Origin of the sequence: Actinacidiphila acidipaludis (genome assembly GCF_019890725.1) — a bacterium.
GTDB lineage: Bacteria > Actinomycetota > Actinomycetes > Streptomycetales > Streptomycetaceae > Actinacidiphila > Actinacidiphila acidipaludis.
Map to the genome: position 1 here is coordinate 225,151 of NZ_JAINZZ010000007.1, position 23,102 is coordinate 248,252.

Genomic DNA, 23,102 nt, shown 5'->3' on the forward strand with positions numbered 1-23,102 from the left:
GAAGGGGGCCGGAGTGACCTCTCAGGCCAGGCCGCTACGGATCGCGCTGCTCACCTACAAGGGCAACCCCTTCTGCGGCGGCCAGGGCGTGTACGTCCGGCACCTGTCCCGGGAGCTGGCCGCGCTCGGCCACCGCGTCGAGGTGATCGGCGCCCAGCCCTACCCCGTACTGGACTCCGTCGGCGAGGGCGTCACCCTCACCGAACTGCCGAGCCTGGACCTCTACCGCCAGCCGGACCCCTTCCGCACCCCCGGCCGCGGCGAGTACCGCGACTGGGTCGACCTCCTGGAGGTCGGCACGATGTGGACCGGCGGCTTCCCCGAGCCGCTCACCTTCAGCCTGCGGGCCCGGCGCCATCTGGCCGCCCGCCGAGCCGAGTTCGACGTCGTCCACGACAACCAGACCCTCGGCTACGGCCTGCTCGGCCTGGGCGTGCCGCTGGTCACCACCATCCACCACCCGATCACGGTGGACCGCCGCCTGGAACTGGCCGCGGCGCAGGACTGGCGGCGCCGGCTGTCGGTCCGCCGCTGGTACGGCTTCACCCGCATGCAGAAGCGGGTCGCCCGGCGGCTGCCGTCGGTGCTCACCGTCTCCGGCTCCTCCAAGGCCGAGATCGTCGAGGACCTGGGCGTGCGGCCGGGACGCGTCCACACCGTGCCGATCGGCGCCGACACCCGGCTGTTCGCGCCGGACCCGGCCGTGCCCGAGGTGCCCGGACGGATCGTCACCACCTCCAGCGCCGACGTCCCGCTCAAGGGCCTGGTCTTCCTCGTCGAGGCGCTGGCCAAGCTCCGCGCCGGACGGCCCGAGGCGCACCTGGTGGTGGTCGGCAAACGCCCGCAGAAGGGGCCGGTGGCCGAGGCCGTCGCCGCCCTCGGGCTCGGCGACGCCGTCGAGTTCGTCAAGGGCATCTCCGACGAGGAACTCGTCGACCTGCTGCGCGGCGCCGAAGTGGCCTGCGTGCCCTCGCTCTACGAGGGCTTCTCGCTGCCCGCCGCCGAGGCCATGGCCACCGGCACCGCGCTCGTCGCCACCACCGGCGGCGCCATCCCGGAGGTCGCGGGACCCGACGGCGAGACCTGTCTGGCGGTCCCGCCGGGCGACGCGGACGCCCTGTGCCAGGCCCTGGACCGGATGCTCGGCGACCGTGAACTGCGCCGCCGGCTGGCTGCGGCCGGCCGGGCCCGCGTGCTCGCCCGGTTCACCTGGAGCCGGGCCGCCGAGGCCACGGCCGAGCAGTACCGCGCCGCGATCCGCGCCCAGGCCCGCCGCGGTCCCGGACTCGGCGACGCCGCGGGCCGGCAGCCGTCCGCGGGCTCCGGCACGTCCGCCGGCCGCCCCGGCGGCGCGGGCGAGGTCCCGGTCGGCGCCGGGCGGGGCGCTGCGCCCGGCGGCGCGGCCGGGGCCGACCAGACCGTTGAGGCACCCGGCGCAGCCGGAACCGTGGGGAGCAATCGCTGATGCTGACCGTCGACTTCACCCGCTTCCCGCTGGCCGCGGGCGACCGCGTGCTGGACCTCGGCTGCGGGGCCGGCCGGCACGCCTTCGAGTGCTACCGGCGCGGCGCGCGCGTCGTCGCGCTCGACCGCAACGCCGAGGAGATCCGCGAGGTCGCCAAGTGGTTCGCCGCCATGAAGGAGGCGGGGGAGGCGCCCGCCGGCTCGTCCGCCGTCGCCATGGAGGGCGACGCGCTCCAACTGCCCTTCCCCGACGAGAGCTTCGACGTCGTCATCATCTCCGAGGTGATGGAGCACATCCCCGACGACAAGGGCGTGCTCGCCGAGATGGTCCGGGTGCTGCGGCCGGGCGGGCGGATCGCGGTGACCGTGCCCCGCTACGGCCCGGAGAAGGTCTGCTGGGCGCTCTCCGACGCCTACCACGAGGTCGAGGGCGGCCACATCCGCATCTACAAGGCGGACGAACTCCTCGGCCGGATGCGGGAGGCGGGCCTCAAGCCGTACGGCACGCACCACGCGCACGGCCTGCACGCGCCCTACTGGTGGCTCAAGTGCGCGGTCGGCGTGGACAACGACGCCGCGCTGCCGGTGAAGCTGTACCACAAGCTGCTGGTCTGGGACATCATGAAGAAGCCGCTGGCCACCCGGCTCGCCGAGCAGGCGCTCAACCCGCTGATCGGCAAGAGCTTCGTGGCGTACGCGACCAAGCCGCACCTGCCCGGCGACCCGCTCGACGGCCGGACCGCGGACGCCGCCGCGTGACGTCACCCGGCCGCGGCCAGGACAGCACCGAGCGGCTGGTGCTGCCCGGCGTGCTCACCGTGGAGCAGGCCGCCGCGACGGCCGCCGGGATCGCCGCGATCCAGCGGCCGGACGGCGCGATCCCCTGGTTCCCCGGCCACCACCTGGACCCGTGGGACCACGTCGAGGCCGCGATGGCCCTGGACGCGGCCGGTGAGCACGACCGCGCCGAGGCCGCCTACGCCTGGCTGGCCCGCCACCAGAACCCCGACGGATCCTGGTATGCCGCATACCAGGACGGCGACCCGCAGCGGCCGACCGACCTGGGCCGCGAGTCCAACTTCTGCGCCTACGTGGCCGTCGGCGTCTGGCACCACTATCTGTCCACCGGCGACGACGCGTTCATCGAGCGGATGTGGACCTGCGTGAGCGCGGCCGTGGAGTTCGTGCTCGCCCTGCAGCAGCCCGGCGGGCAGATCGGCTGGAAGCGCGAGGCCGACGGAAGGGCGGTGGCGGACGCGCTGCTCACCGGCTCGGCCTCGGTGCACCAGGCGCTGCGCTGCGCCCTGGCGATCGCCGAGCACCGCGAAGAGCCGCAGCCCGACTGGGAGTTGGCCACCGGGTCGCTCGGCCACGCGATCCGCCGGCACCCCGAGCGGTTCCTCGACAAGAGCCGCTACTCCATGGACTGGTACTACCCGGTGCTGTCCGGCACGCTGCGCGGCCCGCGCGCCACCGCCCGCATCGAGGAGGGCTGGGACCGGTTCGTGGTACCCGGGCTGGGGGTGCGCTGCGTGGTGCCCAACCCCTGGGTCACCGGCGGCGAGAGCGCCGAACTCGCCCTGGCCCTCTGGGCGGTGGGCGAGTCCGACCGTGCGGTGCGGATCCTGGCCGACATCCAGCACCTGAGGGCGGAGGACGGCCTGTACTGGACCGGGTACGTCTTCGACGACGACGCGGTCTGGCCGGCCGAGCGCACCGCGTGGACCGCGGGTGCGCTGCTGCTGGCGGTGGCCGCACTCGGGGGGGACGAGGCGACCACCGCCGTCTTCGGGGCCGAGCGGCTGCCGGCCGGACTCGCTCCGGCCTGCTGCGGCGCCCGGCCCGCGCAGTGACCCGGCAGCGGGGCGAGGGGAACGGGGAGCTGCCGGGCCGTCGGGGGCCGGGCGGTCAGGCCCGGTTCACGCGTCCTGCCACCGCGTGCGCGATGAGCAGGTAGACCACTGCGGGCAGACCGTAGTTCAGCACGGTCCGCCACTTGGCGTTGTCCGGTGTGAACAGGTCCCTGGACCATCCGGCGAGCCAGTTGGCCGAGTGGTGGACCCAGTCGACGAGGTCGTTCGCCCGATTGGCGTCCAGGCAGAAGAACAGGATCCACAGGATCAGGATCAGTGCAGCGATGTCTGCGGCGATGAGGATGATCACCGCGGCGGGGTTGCCGCCATACCGTCTGGCCATGCCCATCGCCTTGCCCGGCTCGGGTGGTTGAAACTTCCCGGACGTCGTACACTGCGCGCCCCGCTGCCGGTGTCTCCCGGCGGGCCGTGATCAGGTCGAATGGCGGGGCTGGACCACCAGGGTGATCCTGTTGGGGATGTGTTCCCTGTGAACTTTTCCGTCCATCGCTCAGCGTCATGCGTTCCCTATGCGAACCGGAGGTGCGATGTGACCACCGGAATCCCGATCCGCAGGGCCTGTGTCGTCCTGCTGCTCGCCGTCGCCCTGCTGGTGGTGCCGCTCAACGCCGGCCACGCCGCCGCGGCGCCGTCGTCGGGCGCGCCGAACCCCAGCCCGACCAGCACGGTCGAGAAGCAGAAACTCGCCAAGACCCGCTTCGTGGCGAACGCCGGCCTGGCGGCCGGGGCCACGTACCAGTGGATCGTGAAACCGGCGAAGGCCGGGAAGTTCAAGAAGGGAGCGCACGGCCGGACGGTCACGTTCATCAAGGCGGGACTGGCCGGCGCCTTCGCCTACAACCGGCTCAAGGCGGCCTCGGACAACGCCAAGGGCGATCCGACGCTGAGCAAGCTGATGGCGCCCGTCAACGCGAGCATCGCCTCGCTCAAGGCCCTGCCCGCCAAACTGCGCAGCGGTGACGGCGCCGACGCGGCCGCCAAGAGCTACGACGACGTCATCAACAAGGTGAAGGACGCCGGCAAGAGCGCGGGCGCCGACGTCACGAACAAGGTGCCCTCACTGTCCGAGCTCAAGTCCGGTGCGGGCAGCGGCCCGTGACCGCCCCGCGGATCGTCCGCCGTCCGGGCCCGTGACGGCGGCCCGCACGCCGAACGGCCGGCGCCCCCGCTGAGGAACGGGGAACGCCGGCCGTCCGGCCGTGCTCGTGTGCGGCAACCGCCCGCGGGAGAACCGCGGTCGGCGCGCGATGTCAGCCGCGCTGAATGCCGCTGCTGTCCTGCAGGACGCCGCGACGGCCGTCCTGCGTCTGCGCGATGAGCGACTGGCCGCGCTGCTCGACGGCCAGGTACCAGGTGCCGGGCGTGAGTTCGGCGATCTGGCCGCCGGCGCCGTCCTCGGAGTACAGCGGACGCGGCACCGGCACCGCGAACCAGAACGCGGTGAAGTCCGCGGCCGGGGCCGCCGCCTGCTGCGGCGCGGCGCCACCGTACGGGGCGGCCTGGTGGGCGCCCTGGCCGAACGACGGGTCGACGGACTGCGCGCCGCCCGGGTAGCCGTAACCCGCCTGCGGCGGCGTGACGCCGTACGGCTGGCCCGCCGCAGCGGCGCCGTAGGGCTGCGCCGGCTTCGGTGCGCCCAGCAGCGGCGCCTGCAGCGCCGGGACACGGTCGCCCAGTACGGCCACGACCGCCATCGCCAGACCGAAGATCAGCGTCAGCCAAGCCCCCGCGCCCTTGCTGACACCGTCGTTGGCGCCGCCCTGGCCGACGTCCGGGATGGCGGTGGAGAACATCGACCACAGCGCCGACCAGCCGACGAGGACCGCCAGCGCGGTGCTCCACTGCTGCAGGGTCAGCCCGATCAGCTTCTTCTCCGCGGGCTGGTTGCGCGCCACCGCCGCGGCCGCGGCGGACGCCAGCGCGCCGAGCGTCACGGTCGGCAGCAGCGGGAACAGGGCCGGGCTCCACGAGCTGACCGACTTGTGGACCTCGTCGATGGAGAAGAACGGCAGGAACGAGGCGATCAGCAGCAGCACCGCTGCTCCGATCACCGCGCCGTCTCCTCGGGTCAGGGAGCGGATATTCACGTCAGGTCCTGTCCTTAGTCAGTTCGGTTCGTTCGTATCGGACGTTGCACGTTCATCGGGCGGTTCCCAACGGGTGCCCCATGGTACGGGGCGGCCCAGGTCTCAGGTGGCGTGCTCCAGGAAGGCGGTCAGGCCGTCGGCGATGCCCTGTGCGGCCCGCTGGCGCCACGCCGGATCCGTCAGTTCCCCGGCGTCGTGGGCGTTGCGCATGTTGCCGCACTCGATGAACACCTTCGGCACGGTCGACAGGTTGAGCCCGCCGAGGTCGCTGCGGACCGTCAACCCGGTGCCGCCGGCGAGGTAGTCGGCGTAGTGCTCCTTGGTCGCGGCGGCGAACGCGCCGCGCAGCGTGGTCGCCAGCCGGTACGAGGGCGCCGCGATGGCGCGGGTGTCGGCGATGCCGGCGTGCAGCGACTTCGGCGCGATCACGTGGAAGCCGGAACCCGTCGCGGGCCCGCCGTCGGCGTGGATGGAGATCGCCGCGTCGGCGTGCGCCGCGTTGCCGATCCTGGCCCGCTCGTCGACGCAGGGGCCGTAGGAACGGTCGCCGTCGTAGGTGAGCACCACCTTGGCACCACGGGCCTGGAGCAGGGCGCGCACCCGGTGGGACACGTCGAGGGTGTAGGACGCCTCGGGATAGCCGGCGTTGGTCGCCGTCCCCGTGGTGTCGCACGCCTTGCGCCCGTTCCCGATGTCCACCAGCCGGTTGATCTCGGTGGTGTGGTGGGCGTTGCCCAGGTTGTGGCCCGGGTCGAGCACGACGACCATGCCCTTGAGCGGCTGGGTGACGGCGGTCGGCCTGGTGTAGCCGCGCGGGGTCGTGGTCCGGCCCGCACCGCCCGACGGAAGCTGCCGGGTCGCGGTGGAGGTCGCCGAGGGCGTCCCGTCCAGACCGGCCCGCGCCGTGTCGTCCCCGGTGCCGCCCGCGCGCATCCAGCGGAACCCCGCCAGGCCGGCGACACACACCGCCACGGCCACCACGACCGCGATCAGCAGCGGCCCGCCCCGGCCGCCCCCGCGTGACTCGTTGCTGAACACGCCCGCGACTCTAGCGGCCCCCTGCGCCGCCTCGCACGGTCATGGTCCGGTTCGTCCCGGTGCGCGGCCCGACCGCGGCCGTACGGCCGCCCGATCGCTACCGCGCGGCCCCGGGCCGCTACAGCACGAGGTCGCCCGGCTCCCGCCGCAGCACCCGCAGCGAGCCGGTGACGGACACCTCGGTGAACACCCCGGACGCCAGCGCGCGCCGGTAGACGCGGTAGGGCGCCTGGCCGCCGTCGGCGGGGTCGGGGAAGACGTCGTGCACGACCAGCAGGCCGCCCTCGGCGATCAGCGGCGCCCAGCCCTCGTAGTCCGCGCTCGCGTGCTCGTCGGTGTGGCCGCCGTCGACGAAGACCAGCGCGAGCGGCTGCCGCCACAGGCGCGCCACCTGCGGAGACCGGCCGACGACGGCGACGACGTGCTCCTCCAGACCGGCCGCATGCAGCGTCCTGCGGAACTCCGGCAGGGTGTCCATCAGGCCGGTGACCGGGTCGACCAGCGACGGGTCGTGGTACTCCCAGCCGGGCTGCTGCTCCTCGCTGCCGCGGTGGTGGTCCACGGTGACGACGACCGTCCCGGCGCTCCTGGCGGCGTCCGCCAGCAGGATCGTGGAGCGCCCGCAGTACGTGCCGACCTCCAGCAGCGGCAGTCCGGGCGTCGCGGGGCCCGCGGTGGCCTCCTTCGCCGCGGCGTGCAGCGCCAGACCCTCGTCGAGCGGCATGAATCCCCTGGCGGCCTCGAACGCCGCGAGCACGTCGGTCATGCGCCCACCTTAGGGCAGGCCCGCGGAGCGGCCCGAGCGGGTACGCACCGTCCCCGACCTGGGGGGACAGGCTTGGGCGGGTCCGGAGACGGAGGCCCGCGGGCCGAGCGGCGTAGGCCGAAATCCCGATGCCGGGCGGCGCCGGTGACGGCAGCATGGGGGGCATGAGCGGACTCGTCGATCAGCGCGCAGGAACCGGAGCCGGCGGAAGAGTACGGCCGCCGGCGTGGGCGGTGCTGCTGGTGGTGTGCGCCGGGCAGTTCCTGGTCGTCCTCGACGTGTCCGTGGTCAACGTGGCGCTGCCGTCGATGCGCACCGACCTGGGCATGGGCCAGACCGGCCAGCAGTGGGTGGTCAACGCCTACGCGCTGACGTTCGCCGGATTCCTGCTGCTCGGCGGGCGCGCGGCCGACCTGTTCGGGCGCAAGCGGGTCTTCCTGACCGGGCTCGGCCTGTTCACCCTGGCCAGCCTGGCCGGCGGCCTCGCCCGGGACCCCTGGATGCTCATCACCGCCCGGGCCGTGCAGGGCCTGGGCTCGGCGGTGCTGGCCCCCACCACCCTGTCGATCCTCACCACGTCCTTCCCCGAGGGCCCCGAACGGACCCGGGCGATCGGCACCTGGACCGCGGTCGGCGCCGGCGGCGGCGCCGCGGGCGGCCTGATCGGCGGCGTGCTCACCGACTACCTGTCCTGGCGCTGGGTGCTGCTGGTGAACGTGCCGATCGGCGCGGTCGTGCTGGCCGGCGCCGTCTGGTACCTCACCGAGAGCCGCGGCAGCGCTGGCCGGCGGCTGGACGTGCCGGGCGCGGTCCTGGTGACCGGCGGTGTGGCGGCCCTGGCCTACGGCATCGCCGAGAGCGAGTCGCACAGCTGGTCCTCGGCGTACTCCGCGCTGCCGCTGGCCGCGGGCGCGGTGCTGCTGGCGGTCTTCGTCGCCGTCGAGGCCCGCACGGCCCAACCGCTCATGCCGCTGCGGCTGTTCCGGATCCGCTCGGTCTCGGCGGCCAACACCGTGCTGCTGGCCAGCGGTTCCGCGATGTTCGCCACCTGGTACTTCCTGTCCCTCTACATGCAGAACGTGCTGCGCTACAGCCCGGTGCAGGCCGGTGTGGCCTTCCTGCCGCACACCGCCGCCATCGTGGTGGGCTCCAAGCTGGCGCCGCGGCTGATGAGCCGCGTCGACGCCCGCCTGGTCGGCGGCGCGGGCGGCGTGATGGCCGCGGCGGGACTGGCCTGGCAGAGCCATCTCGGCGTGCACAGCGGCTATGTGACCACCATCGCGCTGCCCGGCGCGCTCACCATGCTCGGCGCCGGACTGCTGATGACGCCCATCGCCGCGGCCGCCACCTCGGGCGTCGCGATGAGCGAGCAGGGCGTGGTGTCCGGGCTGCTCAACACCTCACGGCAGTTGGGCGGCGCGCTCGGCCTGACGATCCTGGCGACCGCGGCGGTGGACCGCACCACCTCGCGGGCGGCGGCCGGCGAGTCGGCGGCGCGGGCGCTGACGTCCGGTTACTCGCTGGCGTTCCTGCTCGGCGCGGCCTTCATCGGGGCAGGCTCGGTGCTCATCGCGCTGCTGCCCAAGCCTGCCCCGCGGCCCGCGGCCGCCCCCGCCGGCGAACGTCCGGCCGCCAAGTCGCTGCGCTAGGGCCGATCTGACGGATAGCGCCGTCCGCCCGGAGGGCGGGGCCCACGGTGTCCGGTGCGCGCGATCGCAAGGCGGAGGGTGGGGAGACCCCCAGCCACCAGGCAGGGGGGAGAGCGCAGCGGGTTGCGCTGACGACCGACAACGCAGCGAGCGTGCGTGCCAGGCGCCGCGGATCAGGCGGGATTCGTCAGACAGGCCCAGCGTTGGAGCCGGCCGGGAGTTCCGGGGGAGTGCGGGCTCACAGCCAGCCGTTCTGCCGGGCCGCCCGCACCGCCTCCATGCGATTGCGGGTCCCCGTCTTGCCGATCGCCGACGACAGGTAGTTGCGGACGGTGGACTCCGACAGGAACACCCGGCCGGCGATGTCCGCCACCGTCGCGCCGTCCGCGGCCGCGTTCAGCACGTCCTGCTCGCGCTGGGTCAGCGGGCTCGGCCCGGCGCTGAGCGCCGCCGCGGCCAGCGCCGGGTCGATCACCCGCTCGCCGCGCAGCACCCTGCGGATCGCGACCGCCAGGTCCTCGACCGGGCCGTCCTTGACCAGGAACCCGGCCGCACCCGCCTCCATCGCCCGGCGCAGATACCCGGGCCGGCCGAAGGTGGTCAGGATCAGCACCCGGCACGACGGCAGCCGGGTGCGCAGTTCCGCCGCCGCGTCCAGGCCGCTGCGGCCGGGCAGTTCGATGTCCAGCAGCGCGATGTCCGGCCGCACGGCCACCGCCTCGGCCACGATCCGGTCGCCCGCCGCCACCTGGGCCACGACCTCGATGTCGTCCTCCAGGCCGAGCAGCAGGGCGAGCGCGCCGCGCATCATCCCCTGGTCCTCGGCCAGCAGCACGCGGATCCGCCGCGTCTCCTCCGCGCCGGGCCGCGTCTGCTCCACGCCCGGCCGCGTCCCCTCCGCCTCCCCGCCGGATGCGCCGCCCCGCGCGGCGTCCGTCCCCGCCCGGCCGCCCGGACCACCCGGCACCCCGGAGGAGGACGTCGTGGACGGTCCGGCCTGGTCGGGGTGCGCGTCACTCATGGCCACAGGTTAGTTCCCGTCCCCCTCACGCGGGCGCCCCTTCCCCGGCGGCCACATCGGCGGCCACCTCGGCGGGCGCCTCCTCCTCGACCGGCAGCGCCGCCGTGACGCGGAACCCGCCGCTCGCCTCGGGCCCGTACTCCAGGCTGCCGCCCGCCGCGGCCAGCCGCTCGGTCAGCCCGCGCAGCCCGGTGCCGACCCTGGTCTGCACCGCCGTCCCCCCGGCGGCCGCCGCGCGTCGGGCCGGGGAGCCGTTGTCGGAGATGACCAGCCGGGCCCGACCGCCGCTGGTCGCCAGTTCGATGCCCGCCTGCGTGGCCCCGCTGTGCCGCACCACGTTGGTGACGCCCTCCCGCACCACCCAGCCCAGCAGCGCTTCGGTGTGCGGGGGCAGCGGCGGCCCGGACTCCTTCACCACGACCTCGATGTCGGCCGCGGTCAGCGCCGACCTGGCCCGGTCCAGCTCCGTCGACAGGCTGCCCTCGCGATAGCCCGTCACCGCCTCGCGGATCTCGGTGAGCGCCTGCCGCCCGACACCCTCGATGTCGGCGACCTGGACGAGCGCCGCGTCCATGTCGCGCGGCGCGAGCCGGCGGGCCGCCTCCGCCTTCACCACGATCACCGACAGGGTGTGCCCGAGCAGGTCGTGCAGGTCGCGGGAGAACCGCAGCCGCTCCTGCGCCACCGCCGAGCGGGCCAGCTCCTGCCGGGTCGCCTTGAGCTGCGCCACCGCGTGGAACAGCGTGATGATCACGGACACCACGAGCCCCGACAGGAACGTGCCGTAGGCCAGGCTCGCGGTCCCCCAGAAGCCGTCGTGGTGCAGCGACGCGATGACGCCGGCGGACGCGCTCAGCGGCATCAGCATCAGCCCGAGGTGACGGCGGCTGCGGGCGACGCTGCCCACGCCCAGCGAGACCAGGACGAACAGCAGCAGGAAGTTGCCGCCGAAGCCGATGGCCAGTGCCAGCGTGACCGCGGCCAGGGCGGCCAGCAGCCGCGCCGGGACGAGGCCGGTGCGCCACCGGTCGTGGAAGGCGGTGCGGATGGTGGCGACGTACAGCACGCAGAAGACCGCGAGACCGGCGCCCGCCACCCACGGATGGCCGACCTGGCCCTTGAGGATGTCGGTGCCCGGGCCGATGGCCATCAGCAGCCAGGGGACGAGCGCCCCGCCGTCCGGGCCCTTGAGGTGCTCGATCTCCTCCTCGAAGGTCCTGTCCTTCCGCCACCAGGCTCTGCGGGCGCAGGCGTCGGCGCGGCCGGTGTCGTGGTCCTTGGTGTCGTGCAGCGGCATCGCGGTCGTCCCCGTCCCCGTGGTGTGCTCCGCCGTCCCGTACGGCGCAGCGGTCGGCGCCGGCGCGGTCGTGCGGTCACGCGGCCACGAGGTCATGCGGTGCGTGCCCCCCGCCGGTACGCGACGACAGCGTAACCGGCGAAGACCAGCAGCCAACCCCCCAGGACGACGACCGTTCCCAGCCCGGGACCCCGGTGGTCCAGCACGCTCCACCCGAGGTCGCCGAAGCGGCGGGTCGGGGTCCAGCGGGAGACCGCGGCGAGCCAGCGGGGGAAGACCTGCGGCGGGATCCACAGCCCGCCGATCACCGACAGCCCCATCATCGAGGCCATGCTGACCACGCCGGTGGCCTGGGCGCTCAGCGCGTAGCCGTTGCCGAGCCCGAGCAGGGTGAACGGGACGGTGCCCACCCAGAGCAGGCCCGCGACCGCCACCCACTGCCAGGCCGCCAGCCGCACGCCGTTGACCGCCGCGCCCGCGCCCAGCACCGTCACCAGCGCGGGCAGCACCACCACCGACGCGGTCAGCGCACGCCCCGCCACCACCTGCAGCGGGGTCAGCGGGGTGACGCGGAGCTGCCGCAGCCAGCCGCGGCCCTTGTCCTCGGCGACGCCGGTCCCGATGCCCAGCGCCGCGCCCAGCGCGCCGTAAGCGGCCATGCCGATCATCGCGTAGCGCGCGTAGTCGGCCTTGTCGGCGGCGTCGTCGCCCGCACCGAGGTTGGTGAACAGCAGGTACATCGCCAGCGGCACCGCGACGGAGGTGATCACGTACCCCGCGTCCCGCAGGGTGCGGCGCACTTCGAGCCGGGCGTAGCGCAGGACGGGGGTGAGGCGTCGGTTCATCGGACGGCTCCCCTGGCGATGACGTTCGCGGTGGTGTTCGCGGTGGTGTTCGCGGTGGCGTTCCCTGTGACGTCCGCCGTGCACTGCCCCGTGCGGTCCCGGTCCTCCGCGGCAAGCGGTGCGGTCAGCGAGAGGAACGCGTCCTCCAGCCGGGCCGGGGTCACCTCCAGACGGCGCACGCGGCCGGCCGCGGCCAGCGCGACCACCGTCGCGTCGGAGTCGCCGGTCCGCAGCAGGGCACGGTCGCCGCGGACCTCGACGCCGGTCACGCCGGGCAGGGAGCGCAGGCCCTCGGTGCCGCGGCCGGCGAGGTCGAAGGAGACCAGCGTCCCGCCGACCGCCCGCTTGATCTGCTCGCCGCTGCCGTCGGCGACCGTCCTGCCCCGGTCGAGGACCAGGATCCGGTCGGCGTTCTCGTCCGCCTCCTCCAGGTAGTGCGTGGAGAACAGCACGGTGTTGCCGCGGGCGGCGTAGGCGCGCATCGAGTGCCAGAACGCGCGGCGCGCCTCCACGTCCAGTGCCGCGGTCGGCTCGTCCAGCACGATCAGCCACGGATTGCCCGCCACGGCCAGCGCGAACCGCAGGCGCTGGGCCTGCCCGCCGGACAGCCGGTCCACCCGGCGGGCCGCCAGCTCCTCGATCCCGGCGAGCGCGAGGGCCTCCCCGGTGGCCATCGGGTGCGGGTACGTGGCGGCGACGAACGCCACCAGCTCCCGGACGGTCACCCGCGGGATGGGGTGGCCGTCCTGCAGCATCGCCCCCACCTGCCCGGCCCGCACCGCCCGCGCCGGGTCCGCACCGAACAACTCCACCCGCCCGCCGTCCGGTTGGTCCAGCCCCAGCAGCAGGCTGATGGTCGTCGACTTGCCGGCGCCGTTGCGGCCCAGCAGCGCGAGGGTCTCGCCCCGGGCGATCTCCAGGTCCACCCCGGCGACGGCCTCGACCGCGCCGAACCTCTTGTGCACCGCCGTGAACCGTACGGCGGGAGCCATGGTCGTCATGCTTCGACGCTAGGTGCGGGGGCGGGCCGCCGGTCAGAGGGGAAAGTCCCCGGTCCCGCGGGACAAATGTCACGGGCGGCCGGGCGGCCGTGTCACCCGGGCGGCCGGCCCGGCCCGGTCGTGCGATCCGCCAGTCCTCAGGCGCCGCCGCCGGCACCGCCGTTGGCGCGCGGAGGGCGGCACCGCAGGCGCCGCGCCCGCACCCGGTCCGGCCTTCCGACCAGGCTCCCGTCACCCTCCGTTGGCCCGGTGGATCGCCGCGGCACCGCCAAGGGTCATCTGCCGCTCCCCGTGCGGCCATCTCCGCGTCGCCGAACGGGTGTCGGGTGGAGCGGATGCCGGCCCTCCCGCCGGCACCCGAGACACAAGGACGCTCAATGAGACTCAGCGGTAAGAGAGTTGCGGGGGCGGCCGGACGCCGCACCGCGATGGTCACCGCACTGGCGCTGGCGCTGACGGGGGTGGCCGCCGGAGCGGCCACCGCCTCGGGCGCGGCCCACGACACCCCCGCCGCCGCGGACCACGCGGGCCGTCCGCCGGCCGGCAGCTGGCTGCCGAGCACGCCGCAGAACTGGCCCCTCGTGGTGGACTACACCCGCACCCCCGCGGAGACCGTCACCCACGGCCTGCAGCACTACAGCGAGACCTACGACACCGTCGGCGGACGCCAGCACATCCAGGTGCTCACCGCCGACCTCGGCGACCCCAACCTGCGGGTCGGCACGGTCGAGGCCGGCGACACCCTGACGAACCCGGCCGACGAGACCCCGTCCTCGATGGCCCACCGCACCCACGCGGTGGCCGGCGTCAACGGCGACTACTTCGAGATCCACGCCAGCGGCCGCCCGCTCGGCGGCATCATGACCGACGGGCACCTGCTGAAGAGCCCCCAGCCGAACTTCGCCTCGGTGCTCGCCGTCAGGCCCGACGGCTCGATGGTGATGGGCCCGCAGACGTTCTCCGGCACCGTCACCGACGGCTCCGCGACCCGTGCGCTCACCTCGCTGAACACCGTCAACGACGCGGCGGCCGGCGGCATCACCGAGGTCACGCCCGACCTCGGCCAGGCCGACGGTCTGGCCAAGGCGTCCACGCTGGTCCTCGGCCACACCGCCGCGGGCGGCTTCGTGGTGGACACCGTGCAGACCGGCGTGACCTCCGTGCCGAAGCTCGCCGCCGGCACGCTGGGCCTGCTCGGCGCGGGCGACGGCGGCCAGTGGCTGAGCGCCACCGTGCACACCGGCGACACCGTGGGCCTGGCGTCCCGGCTGTCTCCTGATAACGATGTCAGCCAGCTGATCAGCGGCGTCGACACGCTGGTGAAGGACGGTCAGGTCTACCAGGATCCGACCGGCACCCCGCCCAGCGGCACCAACCCGGAGACCGCGGTCGGCATCACCAAGGACGGCCGCCACGCCATCGTCGTCGCCATCGACGGCCACGGCGGCGCGGAGACGGCCTTCGGCGTCACCGCTCAGCAGGCCGCGGGCTACCTGGTCGCCCACGGCGCCTGGACCGCGATGCTCTTCGACGGCGGCGGCTCCACCGGCATGGTCAGCCGCGCCCCGGGCGCCGACCAGGCCGAGGTCGTCAACACGCCCTCCGACCTGCCCGGCAACACCGAGCGCCCGGTCGCGAACGGGATCTTCTTCTACTCCACGGCCAAGGTCGCCGGACCGGCCGTCAAGGTCGCGGTGAACGGCGGCAAGCCCGTCACCACCGTGACCGGCGGCGCCGTCCCGGTGCCGGTGTACGGCGTGGACAAGGACGCCAACCCCGCCGCCGGCACCCTGCGCGTGCGCGTCGAACCGGCCTCGCTCGCGACCTGGGCCGACGGGAAGCTGACGCCCCTGCGCACCGGCACCGGCCGGATCATCGCCTCCGACGGCCGCGCCGTGACGTCCCAGAAGCTGACCGTCGCCGACCGGCTCGACACGCTCGGCGTCTCCCCGGACACGGCGGACCTCGGCAACGGCGCCACCCAGCAGCTCACGCTGTCCGGCACCGTCAAGGGCGGCGGCCAGGTGCAGATCCCGGCCGAGGCGGCCACCTGGAAGGTCACGCCCGCCGGTCTCGGCACGGTCGACGCCCACGGCCTGTTCACCGCGGACGCCGCCCAGGGCGGTCTCGCCGACGTCACCGCGACCGTGGCCGGCGCCACCGCCCACACCTCCGTCGCGGTCGGCAGCGTCAGCAGGACGATCGACCCGATGAGCAGCCTGGACAACTGGCGGCTCAGCACCAACTCCACCGGCAAGCCCGCCACGCTGAGCGCCGACCCCGGCGTCGTGGCGCCCGGCTCCACCGCCTCCGGGTCGCTGCGGCTGGACTACTCGATGCCCGCCGGCGCCGGCGTCAAGCAGCTCGTGCTCGCCCCCAAGGTCACCCTGACCACCGACACCGACAACGGGCAGGTCCCCACCGGCATCGGCGTGTGGATCAAGGGCGACGGCAACGGCATCGAGCTCGCCGAGCGCTACATCGGCGTCAACGGCACGTCCACCACGCTCTACCCGACGTACGTCACCTGGAACGGCTGGCACCTCGCGGTCGCCCAGCTCCCGGCCGGGATGCAGTTCCCGCTGACCATCGGGTTCGTGGACTTCCTCGCGATCAGCCCGAGCACGTCCTACAGCGGTTCGCTCGACGTCGGCGGCCTGCAGGCCCTGTACTCGCCGCGGCCGGTCACCACCCCCGCGTACCAGGCGATCCCGCAGAACCCCTCCTGGCTGTCCTACGAGGAGGACTCCGCGGACTTCGCCAAGGGCGGCAGCACACTGCTCGCCGGTGACGACGCGCACATGCTCGCGAGCGACCCCGGGTCGGTCAGCGGCAACGTGGTGGACTCCATCGCCAAGCGGCTGCCCACCCTGACCCCGCAGGCCCGCCCGGACGCCGCGCAGTTCCTCGGCGACATGGCCGACGACGGCAAGCTGCCCGACCTGCGGTACGCCAAGGCGAAGATGGACTCCCTCGGCATCCCCGAGAAGGACATCGTCGGCAACCACGAGATCACCCAGGGCGCCGACGCCGAGAACGGCAACTACAGCGCGACGTTCGGCGCCACGCACTACGCGTACCCGTTCGGCGGGGCGCAGGTCGTCGTCACCGACAACTCGCACGGCAGCCTGCAGTCCTCCGACCCCTTCCAGGACCCGACGGGCGAGCAGTACCCGTGGCTGGTCCAGCAGTTGACCGCGGCCACCGCCAAGGACGTGCTGGTCGTCACGCACATGCCCGCCTACGACCCGCACCCGGCGGCCAACAGCCAGTTCACCGACCGCTGGGAGGCGCGGATGTACCTGCGCCTGGTGCAGCGCTTCCAGCAGACGCACCCGGGGCAGCACGTGGTCATGATGTACGGCCACGCCCGCGGCTTCGCCGAGCAGATCCTCGACCCCGAGGGCAACAGCGTGACCACCGCCGAGGGCGGCATCCCGCAGTTCACCTTCGCCGACCTGGGCATGCCGGCCTACGCGCCCGCGGACCAGGGCGGGTTCTACCACTTCGGCCTGCTGCACGTGGGGACGAACGGGTCCCTGCAGTTCACGGTCGAGCCGGCCCTGTCGTCCATCACCGTGACGGCGCCCGCGTCCCCGCTGGCCCCCGGCGCCCAGGCCGTGCTCACGGCCACCGGCGCCCAGGTCGGCGGCGACAACATCGCCCCGCTGACGATCCCGATCGCGGACCCGGCGTCCCACGTCTGGTCCTCGTCCGACCCCCGGGTCGCCTCGGTGGACCCGGCGACGGGACGCGTCACGGCCCGCCACGCGGGCACGGCGACGGTGTCGGTCACGTCCGGTGGCGTGACGGCGTCGGCGCAGGTCACCGTGCGGTGACGCTTGCCGGCCGCGGCTGGACGGTCGCCGCGGGGTGATTCGGGCGGTCCGCTGGATGCTCGCCGCGCGGTGACGTTTTCCGGCCGCGGCTGGACGGTCGCCGTGCGGTGACGCGGGCGGCGGCCGTACGAACGCCGACGGGGTGCCCCCTGCCTTCGGGGGCACCCCGCCGGTGCCGTCTGCCGTGGTGCCCGGCCGGTGGGCCGGGCGGTGGTGCTGCGGGCCGGCGGCGTTCCGGACCCTCGGACCGTCGGTGTGTCTAGTCGTCCTGCGGACGGCGGTGACGGCCGTGCGGGGCCTGACTCGTGTCGGACCGGTCGGCCTCGTCGGAGGAGGCGGACCCACGGTGGCGGCCCACCGCCTCGTGCGCGTGGTCGGTCGGCTTGGCGTCGGACATGTGTGGTGTTCTCCCCGTAATCCCCGGTGAACTGCGCACCGTTGTGCGCCGGAAGCGCGCGAAAAGGGTGAAACCGCCCTCAGGAGGCGCCAGTTGGCGACCGTCACGGGCGGTACCCGGGTGCACGACTTCGGGTGAGTTTACTGAGGAGGTTGACGGCTCGATCAACCGGGCGTCCCGGCGTGTCGCGGGCAGCCCGAGCGGCCGCCGGGGCGGTCGGGCCTGCGGGACGGGGGTGATGACCCGCAGGACGACGCCCGCGGGAGTGGTCCGCGGATCGGACGGCGACACCCGCGGCGGCACCGAGTGCGGCAGGTTCACGCCGGACTCCCCGCAACCCCGGACAGCGGCGCCTGCTGCAACGGCACGACCGCCGCCCATCTCCGCACGACCTTCGCCCGCCCGGTCTCCCGCACCAGGCGGGCCGCCGCGGCGACCGGGTTGGCGGTGGGTGCGGCGCCGGGATCCGGGGCCTGTTCCGCGGACGGAGACTGCGGGGCCGCCGGACGCGCCGGGTCCGCGGGCTGCGCGCAGCCGGGGTGTTCGTCTGGCTGCCGGTCCTCAAGCTCCTTATTCATAGCGGGAGTTGAGGTGTGGAGGAGCCGGTTCGTGTGCGGCGGGGCCGTGGCATCCCCGGGGAGTGCGGGCTGTCCGGGCGCGGGATGCGCCGCGCGGGCCGGGTTCGCGAGTGCCGCCAGCGCGACGACCTCCGGGGGCGGTGGCACGGGTGCCGCGCGTCCCGCGGTGCCGGTGCCGGGGCCCCTGCCGGTCGCTTCGGTCGCTTCGGCTCCTTCGGCCGCCTCGGCCGCGAAGGAGGCGGAATCGGGGAGGGCGTGCCCCGCCGGATCCGCGGTTTCCTGGGGGGCCGGGCCGCCGGGACCCGGCAGCGCGGTCACCACCCGCAGGACCGGTCTCCCCGGACCCGCCTGAGTGGGGGCGCCGGGTCCGGCGGGAGGCGGGGAGGCGGCCGGGTCGTGCGGTTCCGGGGGCGGCGTGTCGTAGCGCATCAGGGCCGGTTCGGGCGCGGCGTAGGGGAGACGCAGGTCCGTGCCGGGGAGCCAGAGGGCCGCCCCCGAAAGCCAGCCCGCGGGCGCTGCCCGCCAGTGCACATGCCGCTCGCCCGGACGCCACAGCGCCACCGACTCCGCCCCGCCGGGCATTTCGGCGCGCAGCGCGACCACGACCGACTCGGGCGAGAGGATCTGCCCGGGCTGCGCCGCCACCGGGCTGAGCTGCAGCCCCGGCACGCACAGCGCGTCGGGGAACCGCACCGGCCGCGTGCTGCCCAGCAGGCCCCAGCCCAGCCGGCTGCCGCCCGCCGCGTCGCTGCGCAGCACCAGCAGCCCGCTGTCGGGCTCGGCCAGCACGAGCCGGTCGTCACTGTCGTCGGTCAGCTGCAGCAGCGGACTGGTGGTGCCGTTGTGCAGATCCGCGGCGATCGCCTTGGCCCGGCCGTCCAGTTCGCGGTCGAGCGCCAGCAGGCGTCCCTCCCGGTCCAGCCACACCCCGCCGGTGCAGCGGCCGCGGATCGTCGTCACGGCCATGGGCGCCGCGTCCCGCGTGCCGAGCACCTGGAACACCGTGCTCACGTCGTCCGTGCAGGCCAGCACGAACGCCGTGCCCGGCACCGGGGACGGCGGCAGCAGCCGCACCTCGGCGCCGGTGAGCGAGCCCAGCGCCAGCTCGCCGGTGCCGGGACCGGTGGGGTGCAGCAGCACGGGGTCGTAGCGGTCGCCGACCCGGCGCAGCACCAGCACCCGGCCGTCGGGGAGCGGTGCGACGGGCGTCCCCGGCTCCTCCGGCTGGGCGCCGGGCAGCGGGACGGCGTACGTCTCGGGGCCGCCCAACGTCCAGCGCTCGGCGAACCAGCCGCCGTCCGCCTCCGCGAGGCAGGCCCCGTAGGAACCGTCCCGGGTGACCGTGAACCCGCTCCTGCGCCGCACGGCCCGCGTGGCCGCCGGCACTCCCGCCGCACTGTCCGTCCCGGCCGTTGCCGAACCGTTCCGCCCGAGCACGATGGTGGTCACCGGCAGCGACAACTTCCCGGACCCGCCCGCCCCGGTCACGGGCCCCAGGCCGCTCGTCGTGGTGAAGTCGGCCCCGCCCAAGGCCCACGGACTGCTTGTCGCGGTGGGGCTGCTGACCCCTGCGGCGTCTGCGCCGGCTGGTGTGGCGTCGACGACGACCCGCGGTGCCGGGGCCTGTCCGCTGATTGCGCTGAGGCTGGGACCCGGCGCACAGCCTGCGTCGAACGTCTCGTCGGCGTCGGCTAGAGGTGCCGGAACCTGGTCGCTGACTGGGCTGGAGCTGATTTCCGGTGCGGTGCTTCGGCTGGCCGCTCTGGTGGCACTGGCCCGTGCTGCCGCAATCGGGTCGTTCATTGCACGGAGACTGCTCATCGTGGTCGCGCCTGTGGTGGCCGTCGCGACCGCGCCGGCCTGCGGCGCCGCAGCCTGGTCGGTGACTGGGCTGGGGCTGGTTTCTGTCACGGGGCTTGCGTCGGCCATCTGGTCGGCGTTGGCCTGTGGTGCCGGAACCTGGCCGCCTGATCCGCGGGGGCTGTTCTCCGTCGCAGGTCCTGCGTTTGCCGTCGCGCCGGCCCCGGTCTGCGTTGCCGAAGTCGGTCCGCTCATCGCGCTGGAGTTGCTTGTCATGGCGGCTTCTCCGTTGCCTACCCGCGTGGCGCTGGCCTGCGGGGTCGGGCCCTGACCGCTCACTGCACCGGGGCCGCTTGGCGCCGTGCCTCCTGGGCTGGCCGCTCCGGGGGCCTCGGTCTGAGATGCCGAGTCCTGGCCGCTCCCTGCGCTGGGACTGCTTTCCGTCGCGCGACCTGGGCCGGCTGTGCCCGCGGCCTCGGTCTGCGGTGCCGGGGCCTGGCCGCTCATTGCGTTGAGGCTCGGGCCCGGGTCGGCGTCCCTACCTACTGCCCCGGCGGCACCGTTCTGCGGTACCGGACCCCGCCGGTTGGTCGTACCGGGACCGCTCTCCGGCGGAGTGCCTTCGCCGACCGCCCCCGACGGGCCCACTTCCGTCAGGAGATCCGCACCGCTCGTCCCGTCAGAGGCGGCTTCCGTCACTCCCTCCGGGGCACCAGGCCGGTCAGGGCCAGCCACCCCTGCGGCGGACGCCGCACCCATGCCCGCGGTGTCCGACGCACTGGTCAGTACGGGCACGTCCGACACCGCGGCCCCCGACGCACCCGCCTCTCCGGGCACTGCGGCATCCGAGGTGACCGTCCCCGTATCGCCGGGGCCCGGCGTACCGACCTGCGGTGGCTCAGCGGCGCCCGCCGCACCCACCTCCGGGTCACCCGGCGAGTCAGGGCCGACTACCCCTGCCGCGTCCGACGCACTGACCTGTGCGGGCTCCGTGGCGCCCGCCGCACCCGCCCCCGGCGCGCTCGCCTGGCTCACCGTCCCGGCGGCCGGGCCGCCCGAACCCGTCGCGGCGGCCGCATGGCCGACCGTTTCGGCACCCGAACCGCTCGTGGTGCCCGACGTACCCGCCCCCGCCCCGCCGGGGTCCGACCCGCCGACCTGTGCGGGCTCAGCGGCGCCCGCCCGGCCCCCTGCCCCGGCGCCCGAGCCGCCCGCACCCGAGCCGCCCGCACCCGAGCCGCCCGCGCCGCCCGCACCGGAGCCGCCCCCGCCCTGGCCGGATTCCTCCGCGGCGGCCCCACGGCCGGAGGCCCGGGTGCGCCGCGCCCCCCGCGCCCCGCGGGCAACCTGCGCACCACGTGCCCCCCACGCCTCACCCACCGTGCCCGGCGTCTCCTGGGACGGCGCGCCCGCGCCCTCCGTGCCGGCGGCTCCCGCGGTCTTCGCTCTGGCAGTCATGGCAGTCGTCCACCTCCGGCACGGAACGGTAGTTTTCGTACTTCCGGACGATCAACGCGAAGGCGGGCGGTTCACACGTAAGGGTGTCGGTTGCGGTGATTCCGTGACGTCAACGGGACGGTTGTGCTGCTCTGTGCCGCGTGCGACGAGCCGCTCCGAACGGCCTCGCGGCCCCTCACGGCGGCGGTCCCGTCCGCGCTTTCCGGCGCCCCCGGCGAGCCAGGTAACCTTCCTTCCGTGCCCACTGTCTCCGACGTCATCGCTGCTCTCGACGCCCTGTGGCCCGCGGAGCTCGCCGAGTCCTGGGACGCCGTGGGCCTGGTCTGCGGCGATCCGGCGGCCGAGGTGTCCCGCGTCCTGTTCGCCGTCGACCCCGTTCCCGAGGTCGCCGACGAGGCCGTCCGCATCGGCGCGGACCTGCTGGTCACCCACCACCCCCTGTACCTGCGCGGGACCACGACCGTCGCGCCGCTGGGCCCGGCCGGGTTCAAGGGCCGGGTCGTGCACGACCTGATCCGCAACGGCGTCGCCCTGCTCGTCGCGCACACCAACGCCGACCGCGCCGACCCGGGCGTCTCGGACGCCCTGGCAGCCGCCGTCGACCTGCGTGTCACCGGCCCGCTGGTGCCCGACCCTTCGGACCCGGCCGGCCGCCGCGGCCTCGGCCGGATCTGCGAGCTGGACGCCCCCCTGACCCTCGCCGAGTTCGCGGCCCGCGCGGCCCACGGCCTGCCGGCGACCGCCACCGGCCTGCGGGTCGCCGGCGACCCGGACGCCGAGGTGCGCACCGTCGCGGTCTGCGGCGGCTCGGGCGACAGCCTCTTCGACGAGGTGCGCGCGGCCGGGGTCGACGTGTTCCTGACCGCCGACCTGCGGCACCACCCGGCCTCCGAGGCCCGGCTGGCGGGCCGCCCCGCCCTGGTCGACGCCGCCCACTGGGCCACCGAGTGGCCCTGGTGCGAGCAGGCCGCCGGCCAGCTCGACGAGATCTCCGACCGGCACGGGTGGGCCCTGCGCACCCATGTCTCGCACACGGTCACCGACCCGTGGACCGTGCACGCCCCCTCCACGTCGCCGGCCGGCCGTCCCACGCCCGCCGGCACTCCCACACCCGGCGCCCCGAGCGCCTCTTCCTCCGACAGCCCAGGAGCCCCCCGCTGAACGCCGATCCCGCCGACCAGATCCGGCTTCTCGAAGTCCAGGCCCTCGACTCGCGCATCGCGCAGCTGGACCACAAGCGCAAGAACCTGCCCGAGCACGCCGAACTGGAGCGGCTCGGCGCCGACCTGGCCCAGCTCCGCGACCTGCTGGTCGCCGCCCGGACCCAGGACGGCGACACCGCGCGCGAGCAGACCAAGGCCGAGCAGGACGTCGACCAGGTGCGCCAGCGCGCGACCCGCGACCAGCAGCGCCTGGACTCCGGCGTGGTCACCTCGCCGAAGGACCTGGAGAACCTGCAGCGCGAGATCGCCTCGCTCGCCAAGCGCCAGTCCGACCTGGAGGACGTCGTCCTGGAGGTCATGGAGCGGCGTGAGGCCGCCCAGCAGCGTGCCGCGGAACTCGCCGAGCGCGTCGCCTCGGTGGAGGCCAAGGTGGCCGAGGCCGAGCAGCGCAAGACGGCCGAGCTGGAGGGCATCGACGCCGAGGGCTTCAACGTCGCCAAGGACCGGGAGACGCTGGCCGCCGACGTTCCGGCCGACCTTCTCGGCCTCTACGACAAGCTGCGCGCGCAGCAGGGCGGCGTCGGCGCGGCCCGGCTGTACCAGAAGCGCTGCGAGGGCTGCCGCCTCGAACTGAACATCACCGAGCTCAACGAGGTGCGCGCGGCGCCCGCCAACGAGGTCGTGCGGTGCGAGAACTGCCGCAGGATCCTGGTGCGGACGGCCGACTCCGGCCTGTGAGCGACGGCCGGCCGGTGAGCGGATCACCCGCGGGCGCCCCGGCGCCCGCGGCCGGACCCGGGGCCAGCTGTGGGTAATCGGCACTGC

The 23,102-nt window shown here is 74.7% G+C and carries 19 protein-coding genes; 9 read left to right on the plus strand and 10 right to left on the minus strand.

The window, feature by feature from the left end:
* Positions 1–13 precede the first annotated feature (13 nt).
* From K7862_RS09310 to K7862_RS09320, 3 genes are read left to right on the plus strand one after another with little or no spacing between them, the layout of a single operon-like run.
* Positions 14–1,465 carry a glycosyltransferase family 4 protein gene (locus K7862_RS09310; protein ID WP_222961972.1) on the plus strand — a complete coding sequence of 484 codons (1,452 nt, stop codon included), beginning with the start codon at positions 14–16 and terminating at the stop codon, positions 1,463–1,465.
* Positions 1,465–2,223, plus strand: a complete 759-nt coding sequence (locus K7862_RS09315) for a class I SAM-dependent methyltransferase (protein WP_222961973.1) — start codon at positions 1,465–1,467, stop codon at positions 2,221–2,223. Before K7862_RS09310 ends, K7862_RS09315 begins: the two co-directional genes overlap by 1 nt.
* Complete coding sequence (locus K7862_RS09320; protein ID WP_222961974.1) at positions 2,220–3,317, plus strand: prenyltransferase/squalene oxidase repeat-containing protein; 1,098 nt, start codon at positions 2,220–2,222, stop codon at positions 3,315–3,317. Before K7862_RS09315 ends, K7862_RS09320 begins: the two co-directional genes overlap by 4 nt.
* 55 nt (positions 3,318–3,372) lie before the next feature.
* On the opposite strand, the gene K7862_RS09325 is transcribed toward K7862_RS09320, so the two are convergent.
* A complete protein-coding gene (locus K7862_RS09325; RefSeq protein ID WP_222961975.1) occupies positions 3,373–3,660 on the minus strand; it encodes a hypothetical protein in 288 nt (95 codons plus the stop codon).
* 207 nt (positions 3,661–3,867) lie between these two features.
* Between K7862_RS09325 and K7862_RS09330 the strand changes: the two genes are divergently transcribed.
* Positions 3,868–4,437 carry a hypothetical protein gene (locus K7862_RS09330; protein ID WP_222961976.1) on the plus strand — a complete coding sequence of 190 codons (570 nt, stop codon included), beginning with the start codon at positions 3,868–3,870 and terminating at the stop codon, positions 4,435–4,437.
* Between the two features lie 151 nt (positions 4,438–4,588).
* Here K7862_RS09330 and K7862_RS09335 read toward each other — a convergent pair whose 3' ends face one another.
* From K7862_RS09335 to K7862_RS09345, 3 genes are all read right to left on the minus strand, one after another.
* Entirely contained in the window at positions 4,589–5,389 is an 801-nt protein-coding gene (locus tag K7862_RS09335) for a DUF5336 domain-containing protein (RefSeq protein WP_308011912.1), read from the minus strand.
* Positions 5,390–5,527: 138 nt separating this feature from the next.
* Positions 5,528–6,463: an N-acetylmuramoyl-L-alanine amidase gene (locus tag K7862_RS09340; RefSeq protein WP_308011913.1), complete on the minus strand. Its 936-nt coding sequence runs from the start codon at positions 6,461–6,463 to the stop codon at positions 5,528–5,530.
* 118 nt (positions 6,464–6,581) lie between these two features.
* Positions 6,582–7,229, minus strand: coding sequence for a class I SAM-dependent methyltransferase (locus K7862_RS09345; protein WP_222961978.1), 648 nt, complete (start codon positions 7,227–7,229; stop codon positions 6,582–6,584).
* A gap of 164 nt (positions 7,230–7,393) precedes the next feature.
* Between K7862_RS09345 and K7862_RS09350 the strand changes: the two genes are divergently transcribed.
* Positions 7,394–8,878, plus strand: a complete 1,485-nt coding sequence (locus tag K7862_RS09350) for an MFS transporter (protein WP_222961979.1) — start codon at positions 7,394–7,396, stop codon at positions 8,876–8,878.
* Between the two features lie 238 nt (positions 8,879–9,116).
* Here the strand turns inward: K7862_RS09350 and K7862_RS09355 are convergent, their stop codons facing one another.
* The 4 genes from K7862_RS09355 to K7862_RS09370 all read right to left on the minus strand — a co-directional run bounded on the left by K7862_RS09355 (position 9,117) and on the right by K7862_RS09370 (position 13,042).
* Positions 9,117–9,719, minus strand: a complete 603-nt coding sequence (locus tag K7862_RS09355; RefSeq protein WP_308011914.1) for a response regulator — start codon at positions 9,717–9,719, stop codon at positions 9,117–9,119.
* A 205-nt stretch (positions 9,720–9,924) separates the two neighbouring features.
* The gene (locus tag K7862_RS09360) at positions 9,925–11,292 is read right to left on the minus strand and encodes a sensor histidine kinase (protein ID WP_262412863.1); all 1,368 of its coding nucleotides are present in this window, start codon (positions 11,290–11,292) and stop codon (positions 9,925–9,927) included.
* Positions 11,289–12,041, minus strand: coding sequence for an ABC transporter permease (locus K7862_RS09365; protein WP_222961981.1), 753 nt, complete (start codon positions 12,039–12,041; stop codon positions 11,289–11,291). Before K7862_RS09365 ends, K7862_RS09360 begins: the two co-directional genes overlap by 4 nt.
* Positions 12,038–13,042, minus strand: a complete 1,005-nt coding sequence (locus K7862_RS09370) for an ABC transporter ATP-binding protein (RefSeq protein ID WP_222961982.1) — start codon at positions 13,040–13,042, stop codon at positions 12,038–12,040. Before K7862_RS09370 ends, K7862_RS09365 begins: the two co-directional genes overlap by 4 nt.
* Before the next feature lie 377 nt (positions 13,043–13,419).
* Here K7862_RS09370 and K7862_RS09375 point away from each other — a divergent pair, with 377 nt between their 5' ends.
* Entirely contained in the window at positions 13,420–16,881 is a 3,462-nt protein-coding gene (locus tag K7862_RS09375) for a phosphodiester glycosidase family protein (protein WP_222961983.1), read from the plus strand.
* Positions 16,882–17,140: 259 nt separating this feature from the next.
* Here the strand turns inward: K7862_RS09375 and K7862_RS09380 are convergent, their stop codons facing one another.
* Entirely contained in the window at positions 17,141–17,278 is a 138-nt protein-coding gene (locus tag K7862_RS09380) for a hypothetical protein (protein ID WP_222961984.1), read from the minus strand.
* A 317-nt stretch (positions 17,279–17,595) separates the two neighbouring features.
* Positions 17,596–19,221: a hypothetical protein gene (locus tag K7862_RS09385; protein ID WP_222961985.1), complete on the minus strand. Its 1,626-nt coding sequence runs from the start codon at positions 19,219–19,221 to the stop codon at positions 17,596–17,598.
* Between K7862_RS09385 and K7862_RS09390 the strand changes: the two genes are divergently transcribed.
* The 3 genes from K7862_RS09390 (at position 19,193) to K7862_RS09400 (ending at position 23,015) form a co-directional block, all read left to right on the plus strand.
* A complete protein-coding gene (locus tag K7862_RS09390; protein ID WP_222961986.1) occupies positions 19,193–19,987 on the plus strand; it encodes a hypothetical protein in 795 nt (264 codons plus the stop codon). The two genes, K7862_RS09385 and K7862_RS09390, sit on opposite strands and share 29 nt — an antisense overlap.
* Before the next feature lie 1,364 nt (positions 19,988–21,351).
* On the plus strand, positions 21,352–22,275 hold the full coding sequence (locus tag K7862_RS09395; protein ID WP_222961987.1) for a Nif3-like dinuclear metal center hexameric protein: 924 nt from the start codon (positions 21,352–21,354) through the stop codon (positions 22,273–22,275).
* Positions 22,272–23,015, plus strand: a complete 744-nt coding sequence (locus tag K7862_RS09400; RefSeq protein WP_222962007.1) for a zinc ribbon domain-containing protein — start codon at positions 22,272–22,274, stop codon at positions 23,013–23,015. The genes K7862_RS09395 and K7862_RS09400 overlap by 4 nt, the downstream gene beginning before the upstream one ends.
* Positions 23,016–23,102: the final 87 nt, after the last annotated feature.